This is a genomic window from Skermanella stibiiresistens SB22 (genome assembly GCF_000576635.1).
In the GTDB taxonomy this organism is placed as follows: Bacteria; Pseudomonadota; Alphaproteobacteria; order Azospirillales; family Azospirillaceae; genus Skermanella; species Skermanella stibiiresistens.
Genome location: NZ_AVFL01000001.1, coordinates 286,048 through 298,685, shown reverse-complemented (window position 1 = coordinate 298,685; position 12,638 = coordinate 286,048). Strand labels below are relative to the sequence as shown.

Here is a 12,638-nt window from a genome sequence, read left to right as displayed (position 1 = left end):
TTGCTGTCCGGAATTCGCGAGGGGCCATCGAACTAGAGGATACCCGCTAGCGCGGCCGTCATGATGCCCATGCAATTGTATGGATAGATGCTTTCGCTGTTGTCGATGCGGCGGGTTGGCTGGCGCACCTCCTATCGTCAATTCCTTGTTAACCTTAATTTGTGATTATGCGGCTGTTCATTTGCGCCTCTTCTTCGAGGAGGGCAGTCACGGCGCGCTGTCGATCCAATAGAGCCATTCATGCGCGCATGCCCGCGCTCAGGATCGAAACCGCTGGGGGAGAACAACTAGTTGATGCGGGAGAGACGGATGATCACGAAGATACTTGTCGCCAGCGATTTCTTGATGACGAAAGAGAGGGAGCAGTATTCCAATCGGCGTTGGTTGCGGGACATACTCACCCGCCCCGTCGAAAGAGCGACAGGCATCAAGCCCGCGAGCGTGTCATCCTCCTTGACGCAACCTGATCTAATTTCCCGTGCCAGTTTCTTTGAGCACAGTGGCATTGAATTAGATGCCGATGCATTGCAGTTTTGGTACGACTGCGACTTAGTAAATGAAGAATCCGTTAATTATCTTAAAAATTTCATTAAAGAAGATTCCCTGATCATAGGTTATGAGCTTTCGCTTCAGACAAGGACAGTTTTGACGCGGATGGGTGTCACTTACATTGACATGTGGCTTCATCCGATCCGCTTCATGGACGATATTTTGTTTGCCTTCAATACGAACAATGAGGCGATCAGAAACCGGCTGCAAAGATACAATTTGTCAGAAGACCATTTTCATCTGTACGCGGATCGCCTACGCATCCAATCCTATAAAGGCTTCAAACGGTCTGAGCCGGAACTGCCTCCTGGAACAGCGCTCTTCGTCGGTCAGCTGATGGAGGACAAAGCGGTTTGCCGCGATGGAACCATGCTGAACCTGCTCAGTTTTAAGGAACAGTTCGAAACATTGCTGAACGACCATCCTCGGGTACTTTACAGCCGCCATCCACACCTTAAGAAAGGTGACGAGGAAATCGTCGCGTACCTAAAGGGCCAACGCAAGGTGCGGATCAGTGATATCCCCGCCTATGATCTGCTGGCTAGCCCACGCGTCACCAAAGTGATGGGTATTTCAAGCTCCGTCATTCTCGAAGCGAAGTACTTTGGGAAGCAAATCGAATTTTTGTTTAAGCCAATCATCAGTATCTCAGACACTATTGGAGAAGAAAACTACGCCAGTGTTTACCAGGAGTTCGTCAGTCCCAGCTTTTGGGCCGACATCTTGGAGCCGGTCATGGAGACGCAAAATTGTCCACGGGTCACCTTCCTCGATTCGAAGGACAAGGTTCGCGACATGCTCAATTTCTACTGGAGCTATCGCGAGATTGACAAGGTCGAGGCGATGCGCCAACGACAAGTTCAGTTGCAGCAGCAGGTCAGCGGCTTGGTCAAGAACATGCCCAAGGTGAGCCCAGCGGCGACGTCCAAGCCAGTCTCGGCTCTCGCGAAGGCGACGACCGGGGCGGTCAAGAAGACGACGCCAGCCAAGCCCCGGCTTGAGGTGCTCGGCGTTCAGGCAGATCTCGATAAGTTGGTGGCCAAGATGGCCGACCATGATGTCATCTCCTTCGACCTTTTCGACACGCTGGTGGAGCGTCCGCTGGAGCGCGCCGATGACATTTTCGTCCTAATGGCCCCGAAGGTGGCCGCGATGACGGGTGGGGTCATCGACGATTTCGTCGAGGCTCGAAAAATGGCTCGCGACATGGCTAAAAAGGACGCGGTCGGCGAGGAGGTGCCGCTGGACTTGCGCTACCGGGCACTTGCCTCGGCTCGAGGGCTCGACATGGAAATGGCCGAACGAATGCTGGCCCTGGAAGAGGAGACGGAACTGGCGGTCTGTGGGCCCAAGGCATTCGGACAACTCGCCTACGAGGCGGCACTCCGCCTTGACAAGAAGGTCGTGATCATCACCGACACCTTCTTCTCACAATCATTCATCGATCGCCTACTGGAGGCGAGCGGCTACACGAGACACCAAAAAGTCTACGTGAGTTCCACGATTGGCCTGCTGAAGCATACCGGCTCGCTATTCAAACACGTCATCGATGACCTAGCGGTCGTTCCAGGCAAAGTGCTGCACATTGGAGACAACCCGAGAGCGGACATCAAGATGGCCGAGTCGCATGGCATCATCGCGTTCCACGTGCCGGCGACGCCGCAAATCTACAGTTCGGAGTCGCCCACGGCGCCAGCCATGCGCTTCGCCGACCGCATGACACAGGGTTGCCTCCGAGGCCTCGCCGGACAGGCCTGGGCCCGCCTCGACCGTCCGTTGTCACGTAGCCACACCTTCGGCGATCCCCGGCTTTTCGGCTTTGCGGTCGCGGGTCCCCTCTTCATGGGCTTCGCCCATTGGGTACTGGATCAGGCGAAACGTGACGGCGTGGAGACGATCCATTTCTTGTCTCGCGACGGCGCCATCGTCAAGCGATGCTATGACCTGCTTGCAGCCCATGACAAGGAAGCGCCGACCGCCAAATACACCTACGCCTCGCGGCGCGCGATTCATACGGCGTCATGGAGAACCCCCGACGATCTGGTCGCGGCATTGGGAACCAACTTCTCCCCGACTTCCTTGGAAACCCTGCTGACGAACCGCTTCGGCATCCAGCCCGATGACCTGCCGACGGCGGTGTGGGGTGAACATGGCATGGCGGGACCAGGTGCCCGTATCAGCTTCGTTGGCGACCAGGAGAAACTGGCGGCGTTTTTCAGCGATCCGCGGGTGGCCGATCCCATCCTGGCGAATGCCGCTGAGGAACGTGAAGCCTTGCTGGCCTACTACGGAAACCAAGGTCTCAAGGAAGGCGGTAAAACGGCCATCGTCGATATCGGTCATTTCGGAACGCTGCAGAAAGGAATGGCGAAACTTCTCGACCGGGATCTGGGAGGATACTACTTCACAACCTTCAAGGGAGCCTCTGAAGGGTTGGCCAAGGTGGGACTCACCGCCCGCGGCTATGTTGGGGAGGACCTGGACCCGGCGGACAAGACGCATCCGTATGCGCGCGACATCCTGATGTTCGAACTGCTGTTCCTCAACGATCATGGTAGCCTGCTCCGGATGCGTCAGGGCGACGAACACCTTGAACCGGTGTTCCTTCCCACCGATGGCGAGGAGAAGCGGATTGGTCTGGCGCTCGCCGTCCATGAGGGCGCTGTTGATTTCGTCCGCGTCGCGTGCGCCAAGTTTGGCGACGACGTGCGAAGGATCTCCCCTTCCGGTCCAGAGGCCATCGCCGCCTACGCCTCGCTGATCAAGTCCCCAGCCCGACAGGACGCGATGCTGTTCGAAGGCGTGGCGTTCGAGAACAAGTGGAGCGCTCGTAATGTCCAGTACATCATCGCGCCGGTCGAAGAAAAAAATGGACGCGTGGCGGCGAGCCTCTGGGCGGATGGGCTACAAGCGCTTGGTTCGGATATTCCGACGGAGCTTGAACTCCCGCGTTGGTGGGAACCCACGCTGATGAGGTTCCTTGGTGAACGAAAGTACCGGAAGTTTCGGCGATCCCCTGAAAAGTTCTTCGAAGACAGCCACTGGCCGCTGGCACGGCGATTGGGAAAATTGGTAACCCGCCAACTCGTCCATTCCTGACTCAACGCGCTCGGCCCCCGCGGATCTTGTTAACGTTTTATTTACCATGATTATCCATTGATGGGTCCCACCTCGCTCTTCAGTCGCGACGGCACTCCGCGAACAGTGGACGGAATGATCGGTTACGACTTTTCGAGGCTATGTGAAGGCGGCGGATCACGAGGACGATCATGGTGCTGGTCGATGGATAATCAGCAGGGATTGGCTAAGAATGAAGCCTGAGACGAAGGCACAGCTGGAAACATTGGGCGTTTCCTTCAGCGGCACCACGGGAGCGGATGTTCATTTCGGATTTGGAGCGACAAGGTCCTTGTTGCTCGAGGCGCCCTGTCAACTACGCCCCGGCAAATTCGACGTTGACCGGATCGGTGCCTACACCTACCTGGGTGGCGGCGCGACGGTTTTTCGGCACATGGCGACGATAGGCAGGTTTTGCTCAATCGCCAGCAACATCATCACGGGCCAAGTCGAGCACCCTCCATATTTCCTGTCGGCCCACCCCATGTTTCAAGGCGGTTGGGAGACGACCTGGCCTGAGATCAATGGCTTCTATCAGGACAACGCTGACACCATTCAGAAGTCCAGTTCGACCTATCTCGACGAACAGCAGAATAGGTTTGGTAAGATCCGCGTCGGCAACGACGTCTGGATTGGCGAAGGCGTTTTCCTGCGTCGTGGGATCAAGATCGGTGACGGCGCCATCATCGCCTCACGATCCGTCGTCGTCAGTGACGTCCCACCTTTCTCGATCTTCGGAGGCATTCCGGCGAAGCTGATCCGTCTACGCTTCGATGTGGAAATCGTGGTGGAGTTGAAGCGGCTCCGGTGGTGGGACTACGGGTTGTCGGCACTTGCCGGGGTGGATTTCACGGATATTGAGCAAGCCGTCCAACGCATTGATGACAACATTCGGACCGGTAGGGCGGAACCTATGATTCCAAGGCTGGTCCGTGTTCACGCCGATGGGTCGGTGACCCGTGAATCGGAGACGGGCGAGACAGTCCCCATGGCCAACACGAGCCCGCCAACACCCACAATGGCTGACAACATCGCACGGCTTCCGGAGAAGGCGCTCTGAGCGGCGTCGGAAAGTCGCTCGGCCGACCCCCGGAAGTCTACTCCCCGCGATCAAGCCAGATCCGCCGACGAGCGCTGCTTCTCGCCGTCACCGCGGCGTTCTGCGTCGGTGCGTTGCCTCACTTTCCAGAAGCGGCCGGGCTCTCGGTCACAGCCACGCTTGACGATCTCCGCGCAATCGATCCAGCCGATACCACGGCGGTTTGGGTGTTGGGACATGGCCGGACCGGCGACGGTGGTGCCGGCCTGTTCACTTGGGACGCAGTCCTGTCGGAACCGGATGATAATGGCATGATCATCCTCTCCCGGAAGGCCGCTAGCGGTCGCTGGCGCCGATCCAATGGGGGACCGTCGATCGAGGCGGCTTGGTTTGGGGCAAAAGGGGACGGCGCGACCAACGACACGGTGGCCCTCAAAGCCGCGCTTGGCGCGGCTAGACGGAGTGGCGGACAAGTCAGGCTTGGGCCAGGTATTTTCAAGCTCAACCAGACATTAGAGATCAGTTCCAGGGTATCGCTTGTGGGCGCGGGACGCGGCATCACCACGCTTGGGTTGATGCCGAATAGCGATTGCGATGTCGTGGCGACGGTGGATTTCAAGCGGCGATCCAAAACATCGGGGCTGTCCGAAGCCCCGTGGGGCTTCGCCATAAAGGACCTTACCATCGACGGTGGCTATCTGGACGGTAACTGGAACGCCAGTGAGGCGAACGTCACCAATCGGGTGGGGTCTGGACTCAAGATATTCGGGCGTTCTTTCGAGATCGACGTCGAAGTCAACAATGTTGCGGAACACGCGCTTCACTGCGAAGGGTATGGGCCACGTGGCGCCTCGGACGTTCGGTCCGTGATCCGATTGAATGGGCGCGTCGCCGGACGCGAGGGTGTGATCTTCCGGGGACCGGGAGACATCGCCATCGAGGAACTGGTATTCGGCCTATGCGGCATCCTTCCCAGACCCCGGGCGGATAAGGAGGCCGTTCCGTCGACCCAGTTCCCCGGGGAGCAAGTCGACGGCTTGGTGATCGATGGTTCGAAGCCGTTCGAAGGAAACGTCGAACTGGGCCGCGTTCACATCTACGCGTGCTTCGGCGGCACCGGCTTCCGCACCAGAGGTGGCTGCAGGATCGAGGCGCGGCACGTAACCTCGGAGAGTAACTTGGGCGGCGTGTCGCTTTCGTCATCGACCCATGGCTTCATCAGCGGCTTGGCCGTTAGAAACAATGGTCGCCATCATCCGAACCGCACGGGAACTCCCCCTGCGCCCCTACCCGGTGCGAGGATCGACTGCCGAAATGGCTTCATGATCAGTGCCTGCGGTATTTTTCGCTCGATCGTCCGCGAGTCCCTCGAAGGCTGGCCTGGACTGCTGATCACCGGCACGGGTAATTCGATAACAGTCCACCATCAGAATAGCACCAATCCCAAGACCGGGACCGCCTACTCCGGGCCGGCTATCGTCGTGGAAGGCGATCTCAACACCGTGAGCGGTACGATTCATGACGTCGTGGGCGATGCGGCGATCATCCGCGGCAATCTCAATACCATCACGTTGGTGGTGAACGGATGCACCGGCGCCGCGCTGAGGCGCGAGGCCCGCCGGGACGGCGACTTGAGCAGAGGTGAAGGCAATAACCTCGAAGCCGTCTTCTCCCGGTGCGGCACAGGGTTTCAGTCCGATGGATCCGCTCGTGTCGAGCGCGTGGCGCTGGTGACGACCGATAGGATGCGCCAAGCCGACGCCTTTAAAGGGTCCCCAGCCAGCAGCGCCGGGCAGAAGTGGGAGTTGACCGACACACCTCCCTGACATCCCTCGATGCGAGGATAGGCTCCCGTTCAGCGAAGCCAGCCGCGCGCCTCGATCAGTTCCTCGGTGCGGCGGACCACCGTTTCCATGTCGGCACCCTCGGCCCGCCACGCGTCCCGCGCGCGGGACAGTTCGTCCAGATGGTCTTCCCAATCGGGCTGGAACAGGTTCTCGAGATAGCGGCGCAGGCGTTGCGCCAGACCGGGGCTCCTGCCGCCGGTCGAGATCGACAGCAGCAGGTCGCCGCGCCGCACCTGGGACGGCGTGTGGAAGTCGCACAGGTGCTTGACGTCCTCGACATTGACCAAGCGGCCAAGCGCCCTGGACCGCGCCGCGATGTCGGCGGCGGTCGTGGGATCGAGATCGACGACGTAGATCACCTGGAACGCCGCGAGATCCTCGTCGGTCGGCAGCCGGCGCAGCAGCCGCTCTCCCGCCAGCGCCGCCAGCGCCGGATCCGGCTTGTCGGAGAAGACCGTCAGCCGGTTCGCCCTGGCTTGGTCGAACTGCGCCAGCCGCTTGATCGTCAGTTTCCCGGTACCGACCAGAGCGACCGAAACATTGTCCAGATCCAGGACGATTGGAAACACTAGTCAGCCTCCACCAGCGCGGACGCGTCTCCCTGCGAAACAGGGGCGTCGGGCTTGACCAGCGCCGTCGCCCGCTCCAAGCCGAGACGGTTGAGGAAATCGCCGAAACCCTCGCCCTGGTCCCGCTGGGCCGCGAATTCCGCGAACAGCGGTGCCAGGGTCTCGGGCACGTCGTCCTCTGGAACACGGTCGAGCAGCTTCCAGTTCAACCGGGTACACTCGAAATCACCGCCGACATAGAGCGAGAAGTGGCCAGGCATGCGGCCGACCAGTCCGATGTCGCCGGCATAGGGCCGGGCGCAGCCGTTGGGGCAGCCGGTGATGCGGATGCTCAGGCGTTCCTGCGCCAGGCCATAGCGCGCCATCACCTCGGCGATGCTGTCGATCATCGGGGTGCGGATGCGCTCGGCCTCGGTCAGCGCCAGACCGCAGGTCGGCAGCGCCGGGCAGGCCAGCGACCAGCGGTGGACCGGCAACAGCTCCTCCGGGAACTGGACGCCGGCGGCGCGGAGCGTCCGCTCGATCTCAGCGCGATCCGCGTCCTTGACGTCGGCCAGGATCAGATCCTGTGTCGGCATCAGGACCAGGGCGGGCTGGAAGCGGCCGACCACGTCATGCAGCGCCGTCCGCAGCTTGACGGTGTCGGTGTCCTGGATGCGGCCGCTCGGCACCGGCAGGCCCAGATACCACAAGCCGTCGCCCTGCTCATGCCAGCCAAGGTGATCGGCGACCTGGAACGGTGGCATCGGGCGCGGATCCTCCAGGACCCGGCCGAACACGCGGTCCATCTCAGACTTGAACCAGGGCAGGCCACGGTCGTCGATGGTGTATTTCAGGCGGGCATGACGACGGTTGGTCCGGTCGCCGTGATCGCGCTGGACGATCACGACGGCCTCGACCGCCTTGATCAGGTCGTCCGGCTCGACGAAGGCGACGAAGCTGGCCAGCCGGGGATAGGTCTTCGGCTTGTTGTGGGTCATGCCCAGGCCGCCGCCGACCGCCAGATTGTAACCGGTCAGGGTGTCGCCGTCGAACAGCGCCACGATGCCCAGGTCGTTGGTCAGCACGTCGACCGAGTTGTCCTCGGGCACGCCCAGGCCGATCTTGAATTTACGCGGCAGGTACGTGGTTCCGTAGATCGGCTCGACCTCGGGCTCGCCCAGCACCTTCTCGCCGTCCAGCCAGATCTCGTGATAGGCCCTGGTATGCGGCAGGAGATGGTCCGATATGCGCTTGGCGTCGGCCGCCAGCCGCTCGTTGATCGGGCTCCGCACGGGAGCCGGCAGGGAGGTGACGTTCCGGACCACGTCGCCGCAAGCACCCAGCGTGGTGATCATGGTCTGGTTGATGTCGGCGATGGCGCCCTTCAGGTCCGACTTGACGACGCCATGGAACTGGATCGCCTGCCGGGTCGTGATGCGCAGGGTGTGGTTGGCCCGCCGCCCCGCAAGATCGTCGAGATCGAGATACTGTTGGGCGGTCAGGCGGCCCGCCGGGATCCGGGCGCGGACCATGAATTCCCACTTCTTCTCCGCCTTCGCCTGCTTCAGCTCGGTCGCGGAGTCGCGGTCGTATCCCTGGTAGGTCCCGTGGAATTTCAGGAGGTTGTATTCGTCCTCGGTGAACTTGACCAGATCGCTGTTCAGCGTCTCGGCGATGCTGCCGCGCAACAGCGCGCTCTCCTGCTTGACGTCCTCGACGTGGGCAAGCTTGGGAGCGGCGGGGACTTTTGCCTTGGGGAGCTCTGGAGACTGTGACATGGCGACTGACGCTTTAATCCATGCGTGAGAGAGGGCACGGGGGAAGCGGTCTCCGTGCGGTTCGAGGATATAAGGTGTAATAATTTCCCAATTCAACACAGAATTTCCGTGTGGATAGTATGAATGACTCATTGTCGCATGTTAAAACCGTTGCGGGATTTCCGCAGGTTCGCTAATGTGCAATAGCGAGCTTAAATACAATAACGTTTTGTGGATTGAGTTTCGGACATGGACGGATTGGCGACATCCCACATTGTGAACGACCTCGACGCGTTGCGGGAGCGGTACGCGGGTCTTTCCGGCGCGGACCTGCTGCGGCCGCTCATGACGACCGAATTCCGCGGGCGCGTGGCGCTGGTCTCGTCCTTCGGAACCGAGGCCGCCGTCCTGCTGGCGCTGGCCGCCGAGGTCGATCCCGGCATCCCGGTGATCTTCCTGGACACCGGCAAGTTGTTCGGCGAGACCCTGCGCTATCGCGATACCCTGATCAAGCGCCTTGGCCTGACCGATGTCCGCACGATCGAGCCGGACGCCGTCGAGCTGAAGGCCGCCGATCCGGAGGGGTTGTTGTGGCAAACCCAGCCCGACGCCTGCTGCCATGTCCGCAAGACCGTTCCACTGAACCGCGCGCTGGCTGGATTCGACGCCTGGATCACCGGGCGCAAGCGATTCCAGGCGACCACCCGCGCGGCGCTGGCCGATATCGAGCTGGACGTCGATGGCCGTCACAAGATCAACCCGCTGGCGTCCTGGACACCGGAGATGATCAAGGCCGAGTTCGAGCGGCGCGATTTGCCGCGCCATCCGCTGGAGGCCGACGGCTTCCTGTCGATCGGATGCATGCCCTGCACCGACCGCGTGGCGCCCGGCGAGGACGCCCGTTCCGGCCGCTGGGCGGGCTTGGGCAAGACGGAATGCGGCATCCACCTGAGCGCGGTGCCGCGTCAGGTCTCGATCGCCTGAACTCCACCCCCATCACATACGCCAGCCCCCTGAAACACCTATCATGACACGGTGGAACTTCGGACGATGACGACCGACCTCGACCAACTGGAAAGCCAGAGCGTCTACATCCTGCGCGAGGCGTTCAACAAGATCGACCGACTGGCCGTGCTGTGGTCCATCGGCAAGGACAGCAACGTCCTGCTGTGGCTGGCGCGCAAGGCGTTCTTCGGCAAGGTGCCTTTCCCCGTGGTGCAGCTCGACACCGGCATGGAACTGCCGGAGGTCTACGAGTTCCGCGACATGGTGACCCGCGATTGGAACCTCGACCTGCTGGTCGAGCAGTGCCCGCCGGAAAGCGAGATGGACCCGACCCTGCCGCCGGCGACCCGCGCCGCCGCGCGCAAGACCGAGGGCCTGAAGGCGCTGCTGCGCCGCGAGCAGTTCCAGGGCATCATGGTCGGCATCCGCCGCGACGAGCAGGCGACCCGCGCCAAGGAGCGGGTGTTCAGCCCGCGCGCGCTGGACGGCGCCTGGGACTTCAAGGACCAGCCGGCGGAGTTCTGGGACCACTACAAGACCCGCTTCGCCGAAGGCACCCATGTCCGCATCCACCCCCTGCTGCACTGGACCGAGCTGGACATCTGGCGCTATTCCAAGCGCGAGGGCATTCCGATCGTGCCGCTGTACTTCGCCCGCGAGGGCAAGCGCTACCGGTCGCTGGGCGAGAAGAACATCACCTTCCCGGTCGACAGCCACGCCGCCAACATCGACGAGATCATCTCCGAGCTGGAGGTGACCCGCGTGTCGGAACGCGCCGGCCGCTCCATGGACAATGAGACCGAGGACGCCTTCGAGCGCCTGCGCAGCTCCGGATACATGTGAGATGCCGGCCAACAGCGAGATTTCAGACGTGATCACCGCAGCCCAGCGCCGCCAGGCGCGCATCGTCATCGTCGGCCACGTCGACCATGGCAAGTCCACCCTGATTGGCCGCCTGCTCAACGACACCCAGAGCCTGCCCGACGGCAAGGTCGAGGCCGTGCGCGAGATGAGCCGTCGGCGCGGCATGCCGTTCGAATGGTCGTTCGTGATGGACGCGCTCCAGGCCGAGCGCGACCAGGGCATCACCATCGACACGACCCAGATCCACTTCAAGACGGCGCGCCGGCCCTATGTGATCATCGACGCGCCGGGCCACACCGAGTTCCTGAAGAACATGGTGACCGGCGCCGCCAACGCCGACGCGGCCCTGCTGGTGATCGACGCCGGCGAGGGCGCCTTGGAGCAGTCGCGGCGTCACGCCTATCTGCTGCATCTGCTGGGCGTCAAGCAGGTCGCCGTGATCGTCAACAAGATGGACATGGTCGACTTCTCGCGAGAGCGGTTCGATCAGGTCGCGGCCGAGATCAAGGCCTACCTCGCCGACATCGGCGTGGCGCCCGGCGTGATCCTGCCGATCTCCGCCCGTCATGGCGACAACATCGCGTCGCGCAGCGAGAACTTGGCGTGGTTCGACGGCCCGACCGTGATCGAGGCGCTGGACGGCTTCCTGCCGGCCGCACCCGAGGACGAGCTGCCGTTGCGCCTGCCGATCCAGGACGTCTACAAGCCGGACGAGCGCCGCATCCTGGCGGGCCGGATCGAGACCGGGCGGCTGCGTGTCGGCGACACGCTGCACTTCTCGCCGATCAACAAGACCGCCAAGGTGGTCACGATCGAGGCGTGGAACGCCGCGACGCCGATCACCGCCTCGGCCGGCCAGTCCATCGGCATCACGCTGGACCAGCGCATCTTCGTCGAGCGCGGCCACGTCGCCAGCCTCGCCTCCGAGCGCCCGATCGAGGCGCACCGCCTGACGGTACGGCTGTTCTGGCTGGCCTCCCAGCCGTTGCAGACCGGCAAGGCCTATACCCTCAAGCTGGCGACCGCCGAGCACCGCGTGACGGTCGAGCGGATCGTCGAGGTCGTCAACATCGACGACCTCAGCGTCCGGGCCGCCGATACGGTCGGCCGCAACGAGATCGCCAACGTGGTGCTGCACAGCCGCAGCCTCGTCGCGGTCGATCCCGCCGTCGACCTGCCGCGCACCGGCCGGGGCCAGTTGCTCGACGGGCACGACGTGGTTGGTGGCTTCATCGTAACCCAGGCCGACGCGGTCGCGGAGCGGAACCTGCACAAGGTCGAGCACGCGGTGACGCCGGACGAGCGCGCCTTCGCCAACGGCCATCGCGGCGCCGTGCTGTGGCTGACCGGCTTGTCCGGAGCCGGCAAGTCGACCCTGGCGATGGGGCTGGAGCGCATCCTGTTCGAGCGCGGCCGGCAGGTCTACGTGCTGGACGGCGACGGCGTGCGCCAAGGGCTGAACGGCGATCTCGGCTTCTCGCCGACCGACCGGTCGGAGAACATCCGCCGCGTCGCCGAGGCCGCCCGGCTGTTCGCCGAGGCCGGCATGATCGTGGTGACGGCGCTGATCTCGCCGACCCGCCAGGACCGCGCCAAGGCGCGCGCCATCGCCGGCGACCTGTTCAACGAGGTCCACGTCAAGGCCGACCTGGACACCTGCGAGGCCCGCGACCCCAAGGGTCTCTACCGCCGCGCCCGCGCCGGCGAGATCAAGGAGTTCACCGGCGTCTCCGCCCCCTACGAGGAGCCGGAAGCGGCCGAACTGGTGGTCGATACGGCGGAGCTGGGCATCGAGGAGGCGGTCGCCGAACTGGTCCGCCACGCCGAACGCGTCACCGCCCTGAAGCACCCGAGCGACGCCGTCCAGGGACGGGGCGACGGGATTTAATGAAGCGCTGGCCTAATGGAT

Annotated in this window: 8 protein-coding genes; 6 read left to right on the top strand and 2 right to left on the bottom strand. The window is 62.5% G+C overall.

What is annotated here, in order from left to right:
- Positions 1–309 precede the first annotated feature (309 nt).
- From N825_RS01340 to N825_RS01330, 3 genes are all read left to right on the top strand, one after another.
- The gene (locus N825_RS01340; protein ID WP_157618928.1) at positions 310–3,648 is read left to right on the top strand and encodes an HAD family hydrolase; all 3,339 of its coding nucleotides are present in this window, start codon (positions 310–312) and stop codon (positions 3,646–3,648) included.
- 211 nt (positions 3,649–3,859) lie between these two features.
- Positions 3,860–4,726 (top strand): CatB-related O-acetyltransferase, encoded by an 867-nt coding sequence (locus N825_RS01335; protein ID WP_063833581.1) that lies wholly within the window; start codon positions 3,860–3,862, stop codon positions 4,724–4,726.
- Positions 4,727–5,016: 290 nt separating this feature from the next.
- Positions 5,017–6,531 carry a glycosyl hydrolase family 28-related protein gene (locus tag N825_RS01330; RefSeq protein WP_157618927.1) on the top strand — a complete coding sequence of 505 codons (1,515 nt, stop codon included), beginning with the start codon at positions 5,017–5,019 and terminating at the stop codon, positions 6,529–6,531.
- A gap of 29 nt (positions 6,532–6,560) precedes the next feature.
- Here N825_RS01330 and N825_RS01325 read toward each other — a convergent pair whose 3' ends face one another.
- Positions 6,561–7,121: a precorrin-2 dehydrogenase/sirohydrochlorin ferrochelatase family protein gene (locus tag N825_RS01325; protein WP_037446012.1), complete on the bottom strand. Its 561-nt coding sequence runs from the start codon at positions 7,119–7,121 to the stop codon at positions 6,561–6,563.
- Positions 7,121–8,881, bottom strand: a complete 1,761-nt coding sequence (locus N825_RS01320; RefSeq protein WP_051511372.1) for an NADPH-dependent assimilatory sulfite reductase hemoprotein subunit — start codon at positions 8,879–8,881, stop codon at positions 7,121–7,123. Before N825_RS01320 ends, N825_RS01325 begins: the two co-directional genes overlap by 1 nt.
- A gap of 228 nt (positions 8,882–9,109) precedes the next feature.
- Between N825_RS01320 and N825_RS01315 the strand changes: the two genes are divergently transcribed.
- The 3 genes from N825_RS01315 (at position 9,110) to cysC (ending at position 12,617) form a co-directional block, all read left to right on the top strand.
- Entirely contained in the window at positions 9,110–9,844 is a 735-nt protein-coding gene (locus N825_RS01315) for a phosphoadenylyl-sulfate reductase (RefSeq protein WP_051511371.1), read from the top strand.
- A gap of 66 nt (positions 9,845–9,910) precedes the next feature.
- Positions 9,911–10,708, top strand: a complete 798-nt coding sequence (gene cysD, locus N825_RS01310) for a sulfate adenylyltransferase subunit CysD (protein ID WP_037446011.1) — start codon at positions 9,911–9,913, stop codon at positions 10,706–10,708.
- A 1-nt stretch (position 10,709) separates the two neighbouring features.
- The gene (gene cysC, locus N825_RS01305) at positions 10,710–12,617 is read left to right on the top strand and encodes an adenylyl-sulfate kinase (protein WP_051511370.1); all 1,908 of its coding nucleotides are present in this window, start codon (positions 10,710–10,712) and stop codon (positions 12,615–12,617) included.
- The last annotated feature ends 21 nt before the right edge of the window (positions 12,618–12,638 follow it).